The sequence below is a fragment of the Gemmatimonadaceae bacterium genome, assembly GCA_030647905.1.
In the GTDB taxonomy this organism is placed as follows: Bacteria; Gemmatimonadota; Gemmatimonadetes; order Gemmatimonadales; family Gemmatimonadaceae; genus UBA4720.
In genome coordinates, this window is sequence record JAUSJA010000017.1 from 17,440 (window position 1) to 35,466 (window position 18,027).

The 18,027-nt window shown below is 63.9% G+C and carries 17 protein-coding genes; 16 read left to right on the forward strand and 1 reads right to left on the reverse strand.

Translation table 11 applies throughout. The features are described 5' to 3' along the window. Positions 1–17: 17 nt before the first annotated feature. Positions 18–1,406, reverse strand: a complete 1,389-nt coding sequence (locus Q7S20_03070) for a hemolysin family protein (GenBank protein MDO8500801.1) — start codon at positions 1,404–1,406, stop codon at positions 18–20. A gap of 32 nt (positions 1,407–1,438) precedes the next feature. Between Q7S20_03070 and Q7S20_03075 the strand changes: the two genes are divergently transcribed. From Q7S20_03075 to Q7S20_03150, 16 genes are all read left to right on the forward strand, one after another. Next, positions 1,439–2,812, forward strand: a complete 1,374-nt coding sequence (locus tag Q7S20_03075; GenBank protein MDO8500802.1) for an ATP-binding protein — start codon at positions 1,439–1,441, stop codon at positions 2,810–2,812. Between the two features lie 11 nt (positions 2,813–2,823). Beyond that, complete coding sequence (locus Q7S20_03080; GenBank protein MDO8500803.1) at positions 2,824–4,194, forward strand: sigma-54 dependent transcriptional regulator; 1,371 nt, start codon at positions 2,824–2,826, stop codon at positions 4,192–4,194. Continuing rightward, complete coding sequence (locus tag Q7S20_03085) at positions 4,191–5,864, forward strand: tetratricopeptide repeat protein (GenBank protein MDO8500804.1); 1,674 nt, start codon at positions 4,191–4,193, stop codon at positions 5,862–5,864. The genes Q7S20_03080 and Q7S20_03085 overlap by 4 nt, the downstream gene beginning before the upstream one ends. Before the next feature lie 225 nt (positions 5,865–6,089). After that, entirely contained in the window at positions 6,090–6,461 is a 372-nt protein-coding gene (locus tag Q7S20_03090; protein MDO8500805.1) for a prepilin-type N-terminal cleavage/methylation domain-containing protein, read from the forward strand. Positions 6,462–6,682: 221 nt separating this feature from the next. Beyond that, positions 6,683–7,027: a prepilin-type N-terminal cleavage/methylation domain-containing protein gene (locus Q7S20_03095; protein MDO8500806.1), complete on the forward strand. Its 345-nt coding sequence runs from the start codon at positions 6,683–6,685 to the stop codon at positions 7,025–7,027. Continuing rightward, the gene (locus Q7S20_03100) at positions 7,018–7,947 is read left to right on the forward strand and encodes a type II secretion system protein (protein MDO8500807.1); all 930 of its coding nucleotides are present in this window, start codon (positions 7,018–7,020) and stop codon (positions 7,945–7,947) included. The genes Q7S20_03095 and Q7S20_03100 overlap by 10 nt, the downstream gene beginning before the upstream one ends. Then, positions 7,944–8,393 (forward strand): hypothetical protein, encoded by a 450-nt coding sequence (locus tag Q7S20_03105; GenBank protein MDO8500808.1) that lies wholly within the window; start codon positions 7,944–7,946, stop codon positions 8,391–8,393. The genes Q7S20_03100 and Q7S20_03105 overlap by 4 nt, the downstream gene beginning before the upstream one ends. Positions 8,394–8,471: 78 nt before the next feature. After that, entirely contained in the window at positions 8,472–9,503 is a 1,032-nt protein-coding gene (gene pilM, locus Q7S20_03110; protein MDO8500809.1) for a type IV pilus assembly protein PilM, read from the forward strand. 24 nt (positions 9,504–9,527) lie between these two features. Further along, a complete protein-coding gene (locus tag Q7S20_03115; GenBank protein ID MDO8500810.1) occupies positions 9,528–10,292 on the forward strand; it encodes a PilN domain-containing protein in 765 nt (254 codons plus the stop codon). Position 10,293: 1 nt separating this feature from the next. Further along, a complete protein-coding gene (gene pilO / locus Q7S20_03120; protein ID MDO8500811.1) occupies positions 10,294–10,923 on the forward strand; it encodes a type 4a pilus biogenesis protein PilO in 630 nt (209 codons plus the stop codon). Then, complete coding sequence (locus Q7S20_03125) at positions 10,920–11,387, forward strand: hypothetical protein (protein MDO8500812.1); 468 nt, start codon at positions 10,920–10,922, stop codon at positions 11,385–11,387. The genes pilO and Q7S20_03125 overlap by 4 nt, the downstream gene beginning before the upstream one ends. Continuing rightward, positions 11,384–13,462: an AMIN domain-containing protein gene (locus Q7S20_03130; protein ID MDO8500813.1), complete on the forward strand. Its 2,079-nt coding sequence runs from the start codon at positions 11,384–11,386 to the stop codon at positions 13,460–13,462. The genes Q7S20_03125 and Q7S20_03130 overlap by 4 nt, the downstream gene beginning before the upstream one ends. 2 nt (positions 13,463–13,464) lie before the next feature. Beyond that, positions 13,465–15,909 (forward strand): hypothetical protein, encoded by a 2,445-nt coding sequence (locus tag Q7S20_03135; GenBank protein ID MDO8500814.1) that lies wholly within the window; start codon positions 13,465–13,467, stop codon positions 15,907–15,909. An 85-nt stretch (positions 15,910–15,994) separates the two neighbouring features. Continuing rightward, the gene (aroC, locus tag Q7S20_03140) at positions 15,995–17,188 is read left to right on the forward strand and encodes a chorismate synthase (protein ID MDO8500815.1); all 1,194 of its coding nucleotides are present in this window, start codon (positions 15,995–15,997) and stop codon (positions 17,186–17,188) included. Next, positions 17,178–17,699: a shikimate kinase gene (locus Q7S20_03145; protein MDO8500816.1), complete on the forward strand. Its 522-nt coding sequence runs from the start codon at positions 17,178–17,180 to the stop codon at positions 17,697–17,699. Before aroC ends, Q7S20_03145 begins: the two co-directional genes overlap by 11 nt. An 88-nt stretch (positions 17,700–17,787) precedes the next feature. Beyond that, the gene (locus Q7S20_03150; GenBank protein ID MDO8500817.1) at positions 17,788–18,024 is read left to right on the forward strand and encodes a DUF494 family protein; all 237 of its coding nucleotides are present in this window, start codon (positions 17,788–17,790) and stop codon (positions 18,022–18,024) included. The last annotated feature ends 3 nt before the right edge of the window (positions 18,025–18,027 follow it).

The window sequence follows — 18,027 nt, forward strand, 5'->3', positions numbered from 1 at the left end:
CGGGTCGTGCGCGGCTGTTATTTGCGGTCGCTCGCTGGCAGAGGATCGAGCGATCCGTTCGGCGGTGTGGGATGCGTGCGATGCACGCGAAGTGCGGCGATCCTCCGCCCGTCCATCGCGATCACCTCCAGCTCCCCCCCGGGCACGGGTACCCGGTCTCCCATGCGCGGCAGACGGCCGAGCTTTGCGAACGCGTATCCACCGAGCGTCGTCCAGTCGCCTTCGGGGATCTGGAGCCGATGATCGGAGCGAACGTCAATCAGCGACATCGTTCCGTCGAGTTCGAGCACGCCGTTGGATTCGATCGCGCTGCGCGACGCCATGTCGTACTCGTCGGCGATGTCGCCGATCACCTCTTCGATCAGATCTTCCATCGTGATGATGCCGGCGGTACCGCCGTATTCGTCGAGCACCACCGCCATGTGCGCCCGCGTGCGCCGAAGGTCGTCGAGCACTCGCTCGGCCGCCCTGCTATCGGGCACATACAGCGGCTCGCGGGTCAGTTCGGCAAGCGAGAACGGCGCGCTGCTCGCGCGGAGCCACAGGTCCTTGGCGAGGAATACGCCGATGACATCGTCGAGCGACTCGCGGTAGACAGGATAGCGCGAGTATCTCTCCTCACGCACCACCGCCCACACCTCCTCCTCGGTGGATTCGACGTCGAGCGCGACGACGTCCGTGCGCGGCCGCATCACGTCGCGCGATTTCTTCTCGTGGAAGTCGAAGACACCCGCCAGCATCGCGCTGTCCGACTCGTTCAGCGTCCCATGCGCGCGCGCTTGCATCACGAGAAGCCGAAGCTCCTCTGGCGAGTGGCTCTGAACCTCCGACGTGGAAGCAATTCCGAACAGTCGCAGGAACGAGCGGGCGGCCCCATTGAACAGCCAGATCATCGGCGCCATCACGCGCGAAAAGAACCGCAGGGGGGTGGTTACGACCTTGGCTACGCCCTCCGGATTGACCAGCGCGAGTGATTTCGGAGCCAGCTCCCCGAGCACGATGTGAAGGAAAGTGATGACGAAGAAGCCGAAGCCGAGGGCGACTCCGCTGTGCACGCCACCTCCGGCCGGCGGCAGACCGAACAGTCCGAGGATGCCGTCTATGAGAGCCGCCATCGCCGGCTCGCCGACCCAGCCAAGGGCGAGGGACGCAACGGTGATTCCGAGTTGCGTTCCGGCGATGTAGCGGTCCAGATGATTGAGGGCCTTCTGGACGTTTCTTGCCGCCCGGTCGCCCGCGTCGGCCATTTCATCAATGCGGCTCCGGCGGACGGCGACGAGTGCGAACTCGGCGGCCACGAAGAACGCGTTGACTGCTACCAGAAGCAGTACGACACCCAGACGCGCGGAAACTGCACCGGCGCCCAGGTGTTCGACGGGACCCTGCTGGAGGGCCAGGAGATTCATATCCCTGAAATCTATATAGTAGTGGAGCAGAATTGACTGAATCGGCCGTCCCCGCCAACTTGCACCGCTTCGACCATCCGGGAGAAGCAATCGGGACAGAAGCTCGCGCCACATCGGTGACCTTCAGTCAGCGGCGGCTCCTTCGCGGGCTCTATATCGGACGTCTGGTGCTCGCCGGCGCCCTTTTCCTAGCGGTGACCGGTGCGGGACTGGCAATAGTCGGGTCCGCCAGGATGATCGTTTCCCTGGCGCTTGTCGGCGCCATCGGTTTCACGGCCGCTTCGTTCATCTGGACCGACCTCAGGAAACCCGACCCGGGGATGACGTTCCTCTATCTCCAAGTCACGTTCGACATGCTGCTCGTGACGGCGGCTGTCCACGTCACCTGGTCCGGTGGCCAGTCCCAGCTTGCGCCGCTCTATATTCTCGTGATCGCGGTGAGCGCCCTGCTCGTCGCTCCCTCCGGCGTGCCGCTCGTGGCGAGTCTGGGGATGGTGCTCTATTTCGCGGACGCGATGCTGGCGCACGGCGGGAACGCCGACAGCGGTCTTCTGATCCAGCTGATGGTGTTCGCGATCGTCGCGGTTACGAGTGGCACCATCGCGGCCCGGCTTCGCGCCGCTGGCTCCGCGAGCGAGCAGCTCGCCGCCGAGCTGGCGAAATTCCGCCTGAGGGAGGCCGACGTGCGCAGCCTGACGCTGCGCGCCGAGCGGTTGGAGGGCGTGGCGGAGATGAGCGCGTCGCTCGCGCACGAGATCAAGAATCCGCTTGCCTCCATTCGCAGCGCGGTCGAGCAGCTTTCGCGTATGCCGCGGGCGTCGGAGGACGAGAAGACGCTCAGCACGCTGGTGCTGAGGGAGTCGGACCGGCTGGCGCGCGTGCTCACCGAGTTTCTCGATTTCGCGCGCGCCGGGATGACGCGCGTGGAGTCTCTCAACATCGCCGAGATCGCTCGCAACGCGGCGCGGCTGGCGAGCTCGCAGCCGGACATCGCGCCGGGGGTGAAAGTCGTCTATTCCTTCCCGGCGGCTCCGATGATCATCGAGGGCGACGAGGATCTCATTCATCGGGCCATGTTCAATCTGATTCTCAACGCCGTGCAGGCGTCGCCGCCGAACGGAGAGGTGAGGATAGAAGGGGGCGAGCTGCAGCCGCACCAGCTTCCCCCGGGTAACCAGGAGTTCGCCGCTGGAGCGTACGGCATAGTCGTGATCAACAAGGGCCCCGGAATAGCGTCGCAGGTTCGTGACCGATTGTTCGATCCCTTCGTCACAACAAAGCCGGGCGGCAGCGGGCTGGGGTTGTCGATCGTTCAGCGCGCTGTCCAGGCTCACGGTGGACTCGTCACGGTGAGCCCTCCCGGCGAAGAGACACGGTTTACGGTCGTCCTCCCCAAATCGGGATAAGCGCCATAGTAATGCAATCAACCGAAACGCGGCCCACCGTCCTGATCATTGATGATGAGTCCGCGATTGTGGATACGCTGAGAATCCTTCTCAAGAATGAAGGATTTGCGGCCCATGTCGCGTTTGGCGGAAAGCAGGGTCTGGAGCAGATCGCGTCGATCCATCCTGACATCATCATTTCCGACATTCGCATGCCGGCGGTCAGCGGTCTCGACGTGCTTGCCGCGGCGCGCGCTCAGGATCCGGACGTACCGGTGATCCTGATCACCGCGCAGGCCTCGCTTCAATCGGCCATATCGGCCGTGAACGACGGCGCATTCCATTACGTCCAGAAGCCGTTCCAGAACGACGCCCTCGTGGCGATCGTGAAGCGTGCGGCCGAGACGCGCCAGCTGAAGACGGAGAACCGCGCGCTCAAGCGCGAGATAAGACTGCGCGACAACGTTGGCCGGCCGATCGGCAACAACCGCGCATGGCTCGATATTCTGAACGTCGCCGAGACCGTCGCGGCGAGTGATTCGACAGTGTTGCTGCAGGGTGAGTCGGGCACCGGAAAGGGCGTCGTCGCGCGCTACATCCACGAGCTGTCCACACGAGCCGCCGGCCCGTTCGTATCCATCAACTGCGGCGCCCTGCCCGAGAGTCTGCTCGAGAGTGAGCTGTTCGGGCACGTGAAGGGCTCGTTCACCGGCGCCGTGAAGGACAAGACGGGAATGTTCTCCGCGGCGGAGAAGGGAACGTTCTTCCTCGACGAGATCGGTGACACCACACCGGCGACGCAGGTGAAGCTGCTCCGCGTTCTTCAGTATCGCGAGGTGATTCCCGTCGGGGCGACGGAGCCCATTGCGATCGACACCCGCCTCATCGCGGCGACGAATCGCAATCTTGACGAAGAGATCGCGCGCGGGAATTTCCGTAGCGATCTCTTCTATCGCCTCAACGTCATATCGATCGAGATGCCGCCACTGCGTGAGCGTCGCGACGACATTCCGCTTCTCGCCGAGTCGTTCCTCGCGGAAATTGCGAAGAAACGTGGTGAAGATCAGAAGAAGCTGAGCCCCGAAGCGGCCGAGCAGCTCCAGGAGTACTCGTGGCCCGGGAATGTCCGTGAGCTGGAGAACGCGATCGAGCGGGCAGTCATTCTCGTGAGCAACGGGACGATCCTGCCTGGTGCGCTTCCCGACAAGGTCCGGCAGCGAAAATCGGAGCCCTTGATGGCCGAGCGTGTCGCGGCGAACCCGTCGCTCGAGACAATTGAGCGCGCGTATATCATGTGGGTGCTCGGCGCCGAAGGCGGCAACAAGTCGCGAGCCGCCGAAGTGCTTGGCATCGATCCATCCACACTGCATCGGAAGCTCTGCAAGTTCGGGATCGAAGTGTGACCCGCGAAGGTGGGACTTGGCGCTCCGAGCACTACTCCAGATACCTGTGGGTGCTCATCGCGGCGCTCGCCGTGGCTGCGTCTATCACCGGGCTTCGCAACGGATTCGCGTTCGACGACGTCGACGTGATCATAAAGAATCCGCGGCTGCACACTTTCGCTGCGCCGTGGGGATTGCTCGTCGAGACGTACTGGCGAGCGGAGATGGGTTCGATGCTCTATCGCCCGATGACAATGGTCGTCTTCGCCGCGCAGTGGGTCGTCGGCGGCGGTTCGCCGCTGCCCTTCCATCTGACCAGCATCCTGCTCTACGCAGCTCTCTCTGTAGCGGTGTACCGGCTGGCGATTCTGCTGATGCCCGCGCGGGCCGCGTTCGTCTCGGCGGCGCTGTTCGCGGTTCATCCAGTGCACGTGGAAGCGGTCGCGAACATCGTCGGCCAGGCCGAGCTGTGGGTCGCGTTGCTGCTCGTCGTTCTCGTTGCCTGGTATGTGTGGATCCGCAGGGCAGGTCCGCTTCGGACGTCTCATATCGCGCTGATCTCGGTCGGATATCTGATCGCGTGCGGATTCAAGGAGCACGCGATCGTCCTTCCAGCGCTGCTGCTTGCCGCGGAGCTTCTCGTGGTGGGCGACGAGAGACCGCTGCGCGCGCGCGTACGGAATCTCATTCCGCTCTGCATCGCGATGGCGATTACCGGACTCGCGTTCCTGGCTGCGCGTTACGCGGTGCTCGACGGGGTCGCGATCGATTCGAGAGCGCAGATACTGAAGGAGCAGCCGTTCGGAACGCGCTTCTTCACGATGCTCGATGTCGTCGTCGAGTGGGTGCGGCTCTTCTTCTGGCCGATGAGCCTCTCCGCCGATTACTCGTATCCGCGAATTCGCACGCACACCACATTCGAGATCTCGATGCTTCCGGCCGTCGCGGTGCTTGCTGGCATCGCATGGATCGCATGGGCCGTGCGCAAGCGCTTGCCGGTCGTGACTTTCGGAATCTCGTGGACCGGGCTTGCGCTGCTGATTCCGAGCAATCTCATCGTCGTTACGGGATTTGTTCTGGCTGAGCGCACTCTGCTGCTCGCAACGGTGGGCTTTGTGCTGTGTGCGGGCGTCGCCGTTCACGAAGCGCTGACCGCGGCGGACAGGTCGGGCGGCATCGCGAGGCCGCTTGCCGTCTCTGCGCTGGGAGCTCTTCTGCTGGTGTTCGCGGGACGAAGCGTGACGCGCAGCCCCGTCTGGCGCGACAACGAGACCCTGGTGCTTCAGACGGTTCGCGACGTGCCGTCGAGCCATCGCGCTCACTGGATGCGCGCCGCCGATCTTGCCGGGAAGAAACGGACAGCCGAAGCTTTGGACGAGATGGATCTCGCTGTCGCGCTTGGGCGTCGGGACGATCCGTTGCTGCTGGCGTACGGCGGCGACATGTTCGCGATGGCGGGACGCTGCCCGCGCGCGCTCACGCTGTATCGTCGCGCTCTCGCTCTGGCGCCGGGCAACATCCAGTTGAGAGTGAACACTTCCTGGTGTCTTCTCAATGTCGGGAAGCTCGAGGAGGCGAAGGCGATGGCTCTCGATGCGGGCGGGAATGCGGGCGACATCAGGCTGCAGGAGGTGGCCCGAGCCGCCGACAGTCTGCAGCTCGTTCGCGCCAGGAAGCTCGCTTCACGCTGAGCTACGGCGGACATGAGCTACGGCGGAACCTTGCAAATTGCAAGGATCGTTGCAGTTTGCAAGGCCAGTCCTATCCTGGGCCAATCCTCCCGAAAATCGTAAGTGAGTGCAGTGTGTGAGGTTACGAGATGGCCCCGGCTCTGGCATGCGCGTTGCCTTTCCCGGTGCCGCGTCGTCTTCCCCCCGAAGCAAACGCAATGTCTCCACTCTTTCAGGAGCAAGGAAATGTTAAGCAAGAAGAAGGGTTTCACGCTGATCGAGCTTCTCATCGTCGTCGTCATCATCGGCATTCTGGCCGCGATCGCGATTCCGAAGTTCGCCAACACGAAGGAGAAGGCCTATCTGGCCGCAATGAAGTCGGATCTTCGCAACCTCGCGACGTACGAAGAGAGCTTCGCCGCCGACAGCGCCGGTCTTTACTTCAGCGGTACGGCGAGCGGAACGACCGCTGTTAATGGCTTTTCGGCTTCGCAGAACGTGACCGTGACCGCGGTCGCGTCTAGCACTCCGCCGGCCAGCTGGACGGCCTCGGCGAGTCACCTGCGAACGGCCAAGACCTGCCTTTCGACTGCGACCGGCCTGATCACCTGCACCTGATTACGGTATCCTGACAGGGTGGACAATCGCGGCGGCGTAACGCCGCCGCGATTGTCCGTAGGATAAGCGAAACGATGGGGCGGCCGAAAGGCCGCCTTTTTCGTTTCGGCAGGAAAACGAAAAGACGGAGCGCGGCTAAGACCTGAACCGGTGGGCTCGTTCGATTCCTCGCGACTGCGTCCGGTGCCTGTCTCCTCTTCGCTTCGCGCTAGCGTCATCACATGTTCCCTCGGCGCGCGGGCCTCACTTTGATTGAAGTCGTCGTCGCAATCCTTGTATTCGGCGTCGGCGGACTCGGGCTGGCCGCCGGCGCCGCCGTCGTCGCCCGACAGATTTCACTGAGCTCGCTGCGCGGGCGCTCCGCGTCCATCGCGCGATCGAGAGACGAGCTGGCTCACTCGATGGCGTGCGGAAGCTTTGCCGGCGGAGAGGAGCGGCGATTCGGCGTGCGATCCATCTGGGACGTCAGCGCCGGGCCCGTAACCATGCTCGATCAATCAATCGAGCGCACGACCCGTTCCGGACTGCATGCCGACCGGTATCTCTCCGCCGTACCATGCGACTGACCCGCCGCGCGTTCACGCTGGTCGAGCTCGTCGTCGCCACTGCTCTCGCGGGTCTCGTCGGCGCGCTGATCACGGGGACGCTCGTCCGCCAGCAGCGGTTTCACGCAGCCGCGAGTGAGATGCTCGATGTCCGCGCGCAGCTGCGCGATGCCGCTGACGTTCTCGCTACAGATATCCGCGGCGCGGCGGTGGCGACCTTCGGTCTTCCAGTCATGACCGACTCGGCGATCGAGATGTACGCGACAATCGCCACGTCAGTCGCGTGCGCCGCGCCGGCAGGCGCAACGATCGGCTTGCCGCCGGCGTCACTCGCCAGCGGCAATACTCTTACGTCAGTACTCGCACAGCCCGACACCGGTGACCTGGCGATGCTCTATGGCATTCCTTCAGGCGTGCCGGACTCGGGGCGATGGGAAACGGCCCGGGTCACCGCATTCACGTCGCGCGCGGTTACAACCGCGTGTCCGGCATCCACTGGTTTTACGACAGCGGCCGACGCCGCCGCATCCGGCTACGTCGTAACGCTCGCGACCGCGCCGAGCATCGCCGTGCGCACCGGTGCTCCCATACATTTCCTGCGCCGGGTACGCTACAGTCTCTACCGGTCCTCGGACGGCATGTGGTACCTGGGCTACCGCCGCTGCAATGTCGCCGGTCCACCTGCGTGCGCGGTCATCCAGCCGGTGAGCGGACCGTATAGCGCGTACTCCGGATCGTCAGGCGCGAGCGGGCTGTCGTTTCGCTACTACGATTCCTCGGGAGCTGAGCTCTCCGCGGGCATTTCCTCGACTGCAGTCGCGCGGGTGGATATCGTCATGCGCGGCCAGACGGCGCGGGCAACCGCGCTTACCGGAGACGCGCGCACCGCGTATCGCGATTCCGCGGTCATAACGGTGTCTCCGCGCAACAGGACCCGATGAGAGCGCGCGCCGGATTCGCGCTTGCAGCCGCGCTCGTCGGCATCGTTCTGATTGCTGTCCTCGTCACCGCTTCGCTGTTCGCCAGCATCCAGGAAACCCATGCGAGCGCGGCGGAGGTGCTCGATCAGCAGGCCGCGGCATACGCGGAACGTGCGGCGCTCGCGACAATCGCGTTCTGGAGTTGTCCGGAATGTGACGCAATGTGGGTGGGAGGCGTCATTATCCGAAGTCCTGCTGCACAACAGCCGCTCGAGAGCACGGTGTTCATCACCCGTCTCGACAGCGCGCTCTTTCTCGTCACGGCTGAGGGACGAGTGAACGCATCCGGCGCCGCGAGATTGCGCCGGCGCGTCTCCATCGCGGTGATCGCATCCCGCGACGCGCGCGGCGTTCCACAGGCGTCGCGTGTCAGCGAGCAAGCGTGGTCGGCGGCATATCAGATGTGACGTTTTGCGCTGTTACCTCGCCGCCATGTGAATCGTTTCTAGCGTGCAATCACCTGAAGTCTCCTACCCTTTGGACTCATGGCACTCTTCGGCCGCAGGAAAATCACAGTCGGACTGGATATCGGATCGGGCCTCATAAAGATCGCCGTCATCGATCACGGCAAGGGCGCGCCCGAGCTCGTCAAGGTTGCGATCACCAAGCTGCAGCCCGACGCGATCGTCGAAGGCGAAGTGATGGATCCGGGCATCGTGTCCGACGCCATTCGTGCCGCACTCGATTCCGCCAACGTCAGCTCCAGGCACATCGTCACCGCCGTCGGCGGACGCGACGTAATCATAAAGAAGATCCAGACGGAGCGCGTGAAGGAGAAGCAGGCGCGCGAGCTCATGCGCTGGGAAGCGGAGCAGCACGTACCCGACGTCGAATCGGTCGAGCTGGATTTCCAGATACTGGACGCCGGCGAAAGCTCTGATGAAATGAACGTCCTGCTCGTCGCCGCCAAGCGTGACCTGGTTGACGCGAAGCTGCGCATCCTCGCCGACGCTGGCGTCACGCCGACCATAGTGGACGTGGACGCTTTCGCATTGCACAACGCCTTCGAGGTGAACTACCCCGAGGCGATGCAGGGCTTCGTCGGTCTCGTGAACATCGGCAACGAAGTCACGAACGTGAATATCATGGACAATGGCGTTCCGGTGCTGACACGCGATCTGCCGCTCGGCACGCGCCGCTTCAGTGAGGACCTCCAGCGCCAGCACGGCATGGCCGCGCGCGACGCGGAGAACCTCGTCCGCGGTTACGATCGCGCCCCGCAGCTCGATGCGGTTCTCATGGTGCGCGTCGAAGAGATCGCCGTCGGTGTAGAGCGGGCCGCGGGCTTCCTCGCGACTTCGAAGAACGCGGCGCAGCTGCGCGCGGTCTATGTCTGCGGCGGCGGCTCGCGCACCCCGGGCCTCTCCGAGATTCTCGCCGACCGTCTCAAAATCACAGTCGAGCACGCCAATCCGCTCGCCCGGCTCAACATCCGCGACGGCGCACTCGAGTCACTCATCACCGACGAGGTGGCGCCGCTGCTGATGCTCCCGATCGGCCTCGCGCTCCGCCAGTAGCCGCCCGCATCGGATACCATAAACATGATCCAGGTCAATCTTCTCCCGGGAAGCGCGGGCAAGTCGCGCGACGGTGGTTTCAACCTCTCCGGAATCGTCTCCGGCGCGGTCTCGAGCGTCAACGACAAGTTCTTCGTCGCGGCGGTCGGCACGGTCGCGTCGGCGGTGCTCGCCATCGGATTCTTTTTCATCGGGCAGAGCTCGCGCGAGCGCACGCTCACCGAGCGGGAGACCCGCGCCGTCCAGGACTCAGCCAGATACACGGTCGTCCTCCAGGCCAAGGCGAGCGCCGAAGCGACGCGCGATTCGCTCTACCAGCAGGTCGCGATCATCAGGTCCATTGACGACAGCCGGTATCTGTGGCCGCATCTTCTCGAGGAGATCAGCAACGCTCTTCCACAGTACACGTGGCTGACGCTTGTCACGCAGACCAGCGCGGCGCCGAGCTCGGCGGCTCAGGACACCACTAAGAGGACAGCCTCAACCGACGGCAAAAAGTCGAAGGAAGCCATCGCCGCCCAGAAGAAGGCGCACGCCGACTCCGTCCTCGCCGCGGCTTCGCGCGCTACGAAGTTCCGCATTGTCGGACACACGGTGGACATCCAGGCGCTGACGCTGTTCATGAAAACGCTCGAGGCGTCGCCCTTCATTCAGAACGTGCAGCTCACCCGGTCAGACCTCGTCCTTGTGGATAACAAGGAAGTGACCGAATTCCAGCTCGAGGCGGAGTCGCAGAAGCCGCCCGCCTTCCTCATCAGAACGGTGGCGATGTCCCTGAGAGAGAACTGACATGGCAATCGGCGCCAACCTCACTAAGCGCGACCAGGTCCTGGTCTCGATCACGCTCCTGACAATCGCGATCGCCGGCGCGTATGGATACTTCCTCTACATGCCAAAGCGTGAGCAGCTCGCGGCGGTAGAGGAGCATGTCAACGCGCTCGACAGGAAGAACGCGCGGGCTAAGGCCGATCTGGCCAACGGCAGCGTCGAGCGTCTCAAGGCGCAGGCGGCCGAGTACGAGGCAAGTCTCGCCGTGCTCCGCCAGCTCGTTCCGACGACGAACGAAGTGCCGGCCCTGCTCGAGAACGTATCCACGGCCGCGCGCCGGGTCGGCCTCGAACTCGCTTCAGTCGAACCGATGCCGGTTATCGTGGGCGAGCAGTTCGACACCTATCGCTACAAGGTGTCGGTGAAAGGCGGCTACCATGCGCTCGCCGGATTCCTCACCAACGTCGGATCCCTGAATCGTATTGTCGCGCCGGTCTCACTCGACGTGAAGCAGATGGCGCCCAACGCCAGGAAGAAGGCCCGCCCGAAGGACGGCGAGTCTTCGCTCGACACCGATTTTCAGATCCAGACCTACATAGCGCATCCGTCGTCAGCCACGGATAACGCAGCAACTGGGGAGACGAATCAATGACAATGAACAGGAGCATTGCGATCGGCTGCGCGACGGTGATCCTCGCCGGAGCGGCAAGCGCGTTCGTTGCACGCGCCCAGACGCCCGCGAAGCCGCGCGTCGTGCAGGTCGCGTCGAAGTCGGCGACGCCCGAGCTGTTGATCAATCGCGAGACGTATGTCTACCCGGGCGCCGGTCGCCGCGACCCGTTCGTGTCCCTGATGGATACCGAAGAGCTGCGGCCGCTCCTCAGTGATCTCAAGCTCGTCGCCGTGGCGTTCGACGCCACGGGCCGCAACTCCGTCGCCATTCTGCGCGACGTGACGACGAAGGAGCAGTACCGCGTCAAGGTCGGGCAGGAGCTCGGCCGCATGCGTGTCGCGGCGATCCACGAAAAGAACGTGGTGTTCAGCATCGAGGAGTTTGGCTACAGCCGGCAGGAGTCGCTGGCGATGACGGATTCAACCAAAGTGAGGACGCAATGAGGCAGTTCCTGTCGGCTTGCGCCGGTCTCGCGCTCATCCCGGCAGCCGGTGGTCTTCAGGCAGCCGCAGTCGGCTCGAGCAGAACGGTGTCTGGCCATGAAGCTCTGAATGCTCCCGCCGTCAAGTCGGTGAGCGTCGTTCCGGCAGCCGGCCGGGCCGAGATCGTGATTGGAGTAGACGCTTCGGTAGAGGTGGACGACTTCGCGCTCGAGGCCCCGTACCGCGTCGTCGTTGACCTCAAGGGAGCAGTGCTCGGCGTCGCCGCGCGCTACGACCGTCTGGCTCGCGGCGGAGTGACCAACATCCGCGCAGCCCAGTTCAAGCCGAATGTCGTCCGCGTCGTGATCGACATGGATGCGGCGCACTCATATGAAGTGGCGCGCAGGGATGGCGAAGTGCACGTGACAGTCTCCGGCGCCGCCGGCGACTTCACCGCGTGGCACTCGTCGCCCGAGACCGCCGCCCGCTATGCCGCGGCGCAGAAGACCACCGACGCGTCCGCGCAGCCCGTGGCTCAGCAGAATTACCGGAGCCCCGCCGCAGCCGATACAGACTATCCGTCGGTGACGCCCGATGCGAACATCACACGGCGCGACTCCGGCGACGGCGCTTCGCCGTCCGAAGGCGCTGCGCTTCGGATGTCGCCCGCGGCCGCGTTGTCCGACCAGCCGCGCATCACCGTTACATATCAGGACGCGGACATCCGCGACGTCATCGCCGCGTTTGCCGCGTTCTCCGGCCGCACCATCGTCGTCGGCAAGGATGTCGCCGGCACGATCACGGCCGAGATCAAGAACCAGCCCTGGGACGTTGCGCTCCGCGCGATTCTTCAGGCACAGGGACTCGCCGCTGCCGAGGATGCGCTGTCCGGCATCATCACGGTGGATAGCTACAGGAACATCGCGTCCAAGCAGGCGTCCGAGCCGCTCGTCACCCAGATGGTGGCGGTCAATTACGCCAACGCCGGATCGCTCGTTCCGACGCTCCAGAATCTCCTCGCGCGTGATTGCACGCCGGGAAGCGTTCCGCAGTCGCAGCAGAACACGCAGACGAGCTGCTACGCCCGCGGCGCAGTGGCAGCCGACACGGCGACCAACACTCTGCTCATCACCGAAACGCTGTCGCGGATGTCCGACCTGCTGTCGTACGTCAGGAATCTCGACGTGCGCACGCCGCAGGTCGCGATCAAGGCGAAGATCATCTTCGTCAACCGCACCGACATCGAGGAGCTTGGCCTTTCGTACGACCTGGGCACGGGCAACGATCAGTTCTTCAGCCAGCTCGTGCAGCGCATCGATCCCACGACGGCCAAGCCGGTTGACACGAATGGCGACGGCGTGCCCGACGCATTCGGCGGCGGCACTTCGTTCACCGGCGACCGCGTGCTGCTCGGCGGCAATGCTCTTTCGGCGATCGCCAACGCCAACGCGCGCGTCGTCAATCCCGCACTCAAGCTCGTGTTCTCCGCGGCACTCGGAAAGTTCCAGCTCACCAGCTTCCTCGACGCCCTCCAGGAAGTCCGCCTCGCGGACCTCCAGGCGGAGCCGAGCATCGTCACGCTCGACAATCGCCGCGCCGAGATTCTCGTCGGACAGGAGATCCCGATCCGCGTCCTCGACGCCGGATCGCAGGGCCAGGGCGGTGCGCAGGGCAACAACATCGTTCCGCGCGCCACCGTTCAACTGAAGGAAGTCGGCATTATCCTCAGCGTGACACCGCACGTCACCAACAACCGGCAGATCCTGCTCAAGCTGCACGCCGAGAACTCGGATGCGCAGCTCGCATCGTCCGACGTCGGCTTCATCTTCGGAAAGCAGCGCGCCGACAACCAGCTCCTCGTCGCCGACGGCGAGACGGCCGTCATCGGCGGTCTCACGGTTACCCAGGTGACCAGTTCGAAGTCGGGCATCCCGTTCCTCGTTGACCTGCCGCTCATTGGCCGACTCTTCGGCGTGACGCGCACCTCGGAGCAGAAGCGCGACCTGCTGATTCTCGTCACACCGCACATCATTGACGAGGGAGAGCGCCAGCTCACTCCTCGCAACATACCCGCGGCTCCCGCGCCGAGACGGTAGGAATGCAAATGCTGAAATACACATTCGGCCGCGCCAGGCGCGGAGCGGGCCTGGCCGCCGCCGCCGCGGCCATGCTCGTGGCGGCGGCGTGCAGCGACGCCACAGGGCTTGGCGGTGATACGAGCGACAAGTCACCGCCCACGGTCCATCTGTCCAAGGGAGGCACCGCGCCGGACACGGTGATCACCTTCCAGGTCGAGGTGAAAGACAACCTCGGCATCAAGACCATCAAGGTGAATGTCTCCGGCGGGCTGACGCTCGCGTTCGACACAACGTTCACCAGCCCAAATACGGACGCGATCGTTCCGTTCACGGTCCCGGTCTCACGCAGCGTTCCAAAGGGCACGTCGGTCGTGGTGACTGCGTTTGCTCTCGACGGCGCACTCAACAAGTCCCAGACCGACACGCTGAACCTCACCGTCGGCAATGTGCCCGCGGCCGAGGTGAAGGTAACCAGCCCCGCAACGGGGACGGTCGCCGTCATTGGCAAATCGATAGTGCTCTCCTTGAGCGCCCGATCGGCTGTCAGGGTGAAATCGATCGGATTCCGTACCACGGGCAGCTTCGTCACCGGCGATTCTTCCAGTTACTCGAGCCCGCTTCCCGACTCTGTCGCGATTTTCGACACGCTCACCGTGCCCGCAAACGCTGCCGCGGGCCTACTTCAGATCACACCATTCCTCCTTGATTCCCTCGGGCAAAGGACGCTCGGGCCCGTGACGACGTTGAACGTCCAGCCGTTGAGCTCGATCAACTCCACACCGGTAGTCAGCTTCAGTCATAGCCCACGGGTCGAAGTTGAGGACACCATTCAAGTCCAGGCGACGGACCAGGCCGGAATCACCGCTCTGGGTTATGAGGTGCGCCGCGTGCCCGGCGGGGCAGTTGATGCAAGAGATTCCGTTACGTCAAACGGAAGCTTCAGCTCGCAGATCACGACTTTCGCTATTCACCTGCCATACACCCAGTTCCCCACCACGGTCTATGTCCAGGCTTTCGCTCGCAATTCGAACGGCGTTCGCGCTTATGCCAAGCTGGCGGGCGGTGCAGAGCGGATCGACACCGTCATCGTGGTCGCCGGCTCGACTCGGTTGCTCCCCCAGGGAGGCAGCGTCGCCGACGCGGTCTATCACCCGCGCACCGACCGGCTGTACCTGACGAACATCCAGCGCAATCAGCTCGAGGTGTTCAGCCTTTCCGATTCGTCGTTCAAGTCACCGGTGCTCGTCGGATCGCATCCGTGGGGCATCACACTCTGGCCGCGGGATCACTCTGGCGCCGTGGGAGACACTCTTCTTGTAGCGAATTCGGGCGGTACGGACATCAGTTATGTGGACCTCAACGTGTCGGGAAGTGGCCGGGAGGCGAGTCGCTACGCTCTTCCGAACATCATCGCTTTCACTGTCACTTCCACGAGAAGCGAAACCACCAGTCAGATAATCCAGCAACGCACGAAGTACGATTTCAGCGATCGTCCGCAGTTCCTCGCGGCGACCTGCGACGGAACCGGCGCTGCCTGCGGTGACGTGATTCTGACCTACTCGACGACTCCCACGGGCGGACAGAGCGCGCCATTCGACAAGAGAAACGGCACACTGCGGTGGGAGAACCTTTCGCGCGGGACCTCGCACCTGTTCTTCGAGCAGGCTATCGGACAGTCGGAGAATCGTTCCGACACTCTGGAAATCCGGCGCTATGACGGAAGGACGGGCGAGGAGACTATCCTCGTTCCCTACCAGCAATTCGTGGAGGTGCGTCCGGCCACTGAGACGTCGCCCGCCAAGGTTGATACACTCAGCGTCGTCATTCGCCTGCCAGAACTCGGTTTCCGCGACACGACGTTCGTTCGCAATTCAGGCGATTTCCGCCGCGCAGTGTTCGGTGAATCGGGAAATGCGCAGGGCAGCCGCGCGCTGACCTACGATGCTACGCGCGGCCTGGCGACGACCTTCGTCTCGTCCACCGGGGCAGTGTTTCCGATTCCCGTGCCGACGACCGACCGCGGAGTCTCGCCCGCTGCTGACGTGTCGGACTTCATCGCCAACGCGTTCGCCAGGGTCATGGGAGTCGCAATGAATTTCGATGGGTCGCTCAGTGGAATCCGGGCCGACTCGACTTACCTCCTGAATCCTGCGCTTCGACTCCAGGGAATTCTGCCGACAACTCAGAGCAATGCGGGCCTCGATTTCCATCCGCAAAACAGCGGGCCCAACTCCTTCCCGCTCTCCTCGAGGCTCGTGTTCGCCGCCTCGGCCGAGCCGGTGATCGAGATCTTCGACAGCTACTGCTACAAGCGGGTGGCCACCGTCCCGATTCGCGACCCGATAGTGGGCCCGATCAAGGCGGCGCTCCGTCAGTCCACCGGCCAGATCGTTCTCGTCGGCGCAACGGCGCGAGGGGTTGTGATCGTAACTCTTCCGAATACGTTTACGACAAGCTGCCTGTAGCTCGGCGGTCCGCATCAGCGGACCACTTCAGATTGAAAGTTGACCGCGAGCCCGGCTTACCGCCGGGCTCGCGCGTTGGAGGCCCATGCTTCGATTCACGACTGCGGGAGAATCGCACGGACCGGCACTCGTCTCGATACTCGAGGGCGTGCCGGCGGGCATTCCGTTGCTCGCCGCCGACGTGAACCAGCAGCTCGCCCGTCGCCAGCAAGGGTACGGCCGCGGACGAAGGATGCAGATAGAGCAGGATGCCGCGGAGCTTCTTTCGGGGGTTCGCGCCGGCTTTACGATTGGCTCTCCAATCGCCATGCTCATCCGCAATCGCGATTGGAAGAACTGGACGGAGATCATGGATCCCGCTCCGATCGCGGATGACGCAAACGGCCCGCGGAAGCGCGCCGTGACGCGTCCCCGCCCCGGGCACGCGGATCTCCCCGGAATGCTGAAGTACGATCGCGACGATGCGCGCGACATACTCGAGCGCGCATCGGCGCGCGAGACCACCGCACGCGTCGCCGCCGGAGCGGTCTGCCGCAAGCTGCTCACCGAGATTGGCGTGACGATTGGCAGTCATATAGTAGAGCTGGGCGGCGTCGTCGCGTCGTCGCCCGCCGAGCTGCCCGCCGATCTCAACGAGGCTGCGGACACGTCGCCGCTGCGCACACTCGACAGCGCTGCGGAAGCGGAGATGATCGCTCTCATAGATGCCGCGAAAAAAGAAGGCGACACGCTCGGCGGCGTGTGCGAGGTAGTATGCCGCGGCGTCCCGATTGGACTCGGATCCCACGTCTCGTGGGACCGCAGGCTCGACGGCCGCATCGGCGCAGCGATGATGTCCATTCCCGCGGTGAAGGGAGTTGGAATCGGCAGCGGCTTCGACGCTGCGCGGCGCCGCGGATCGGAGGTGCACGACGAGATTCTCGCGGTGTCCGACCGGCGCCGCTCGGGCAATCTTCAGCGCCTTACCAACAGAGCCGGCGGCCTCGAGGGCGGAATGACGAACGGCGAGCCGCTCGTAGTGCGAGTGGCCATGAAACCGATCAGCACGCTGATGCGCCCCCTCGCGACGGTCGAGATGAAGACCGGCGAGGCCGCAGCAGCGGTTGCCGAGCGTAGTGATGTGACGGCGGTCCCCGCGATGGGCGTGATCGCCGAAGCGATGCTGGCGTTCGTGCTTGCGCAAGCCGTGATCGAGAAATTCGGCGGGGACTCCCTCAGCGAGGTCAGGCGGAATCTCGAGGGCTATCTGGCGAGGATCGCCGAGCGGCGTGGAAGCTGACCGGCCCAACATCGTTCTCGTCGGGCTGTCGGGGGTGGGGAAAACATCCATCGGCCGCGCCGCCGCCCGCCATCTTCACTGGCCGTTCATTGATTTCGATACCGAGATCGAGCATCGCGAGCACGCATCGGTCGAGGAGATATTCGCGTCCCGCGGTGAGGCGCACTTCAGGTCGTTGGAGCAGGCGCTCACCCGGGAGCTCGTGACCTGCAAGGGTACGATCATGTCGGCGGGGGGAGGATGGGTCACCAACCGCGAGTCCGTCGCACTTTTGCGCGCGACCGGGCGTATCATATACCTTAGAGCGTCGCCCGAGCTGCTGGTTCGGCGTCTGGCGACGGCGAGGGTCCGGCGTCCGCTCCTCCAGGGTCCGGATCCTCTGAACACTCTGACTACAATGTATGAAGCGAGGCGGTCCCTCTACGAAGAGGCAGACCTCGTGATTGAAACTGAAGTCTTTGACAGAAAACAACTTATAGATCAGGTTCGGCGATACGCCCAGTCGCTTTGACCCGTGCTTTCGCCGTGCTTTCGCCGTTCTTGCCGCTCACTTTGTCCACAACCAGGTTACGCGAATGGATGACCGTTTGTCCTTGCCGATGACGTTTCGGGTCATGGGACCCCACGAAAGAGGCCGGTTCGCCCCGGAGGCCTGGGGACACCTGCTTTCGCTGAGCGGGTCGGGCGCAATCAACCCGATCGAGCTGGAGCACATCATCGAGCGGGCCCTCATCCAGATAGATGGCCGAATCGCACTCGAGGACCTGCGCGGCATGCTCGAGGGATCCGGTCTCGAGGACAGTGGCGGCGCGGGTGACAATCAAACCGTCCACTAGATA

Excerpts from the sequence above, each read along its gene's own strand:
- Q7S20_03070 (MDO8500801.1), bottom strand. The coding sequence starts at position 1,406 with ATGAATCTCCTGGCCCTCCAGCAGGGTCCCGTCGAACACCTGGGCGCC.
- Q7S20_03080 (MDO8500803.1), top strand. The coding sequence starts at position 2,824 with ATGCAATCAACCGAAACGCGGCCCACCGTCCTGATCATTGATGATGAG.
- Q7S20_03090 (MDO8500805.1), top strand. The coding sequence starts at position 6,090 with ATGTTAAGCAAGAAGAAGGGTTTCACGCTGATCGAGCTTCTCATCGTC.
- Q7S20_03095 (MDO8500806.1), top strand. The coding sequence starts at position 6,683 with ATGTTCCCTCGGCGCGCGGGCCTCACTTTGATTGAAGTCGTCGTCGCA.
- Q7S20_03100 (MDO8500807.1), top strand. The coding sequence starts at position 7,018 with ATGCGACTGACCCGCCGCGCGTTCACGCTGGTCGAGCTCGTCGTCGCC.
- Q7S20_03105 (MDO8500808.1), top strand. The coding sequence starts at position 7,944 with ATGAGAGCGCGCGCCGGATTCGCGCTTGCAGCCGCGCTCGTCGGCATC.
- pilM (MDO8500809.1), top strand. The coding sequence starts at position 8,472 with ATGGCACTCTTCGGCCGCAGGAAAATCACAGTCGGACTGGATATCGGA.
- Q7S20_03115 (MDO8500810.1), top strand. The coding sequence starts at position 9,528 with ATGATCCAGGTCAATCTTCTCCCGGGAAGCGCGGGCAAGTCGCGCGAC.
- pilO (MDO8500811.1), top strand. The coding sequence starts at position 10,294 with ATGGCAATCGGCGCCAACCTCACTAAGCGCGACCAGGTCCTGGTCTCG.
- Q7S20_03125 (MDO8500812.1), top strand. The coding sequence starts at position 10,920 with ATGACAATGAACAGGAGCATTGCGATCGGCTGCGCGACGGTGATCCTC.
- Q7S20_03130 (MDO8500813.1), top strand. The coding sequence starts at position 11,384 with ATGAGGCAGTTCCTGTCGGCTTGCGCCGGTCTCGCGCTCATCCCGGCA.
- Q7S20_03135 (MDO8500814.1), top strand. The coding sequence starts at position 13,465 with ATGCAAATGCTGAAATACACATTCGGCCGCGCCAGGCGCGGAGCGGGC.
- aroC (MDO8500815.1), top strand. The coding sequence starts at position 15,995 with ATGCTTCGATTCACGACTGCGGGAGAATCGCACGGACCGGCACTCGTC.
- Q7S20_03150 (MDO8500817.1), top strand. The coding sequence starts at position 17,788 with ATGACGTTTCGGGTCATGGGACCCCACGAAAGAGGCCGGTTCGCCCCG.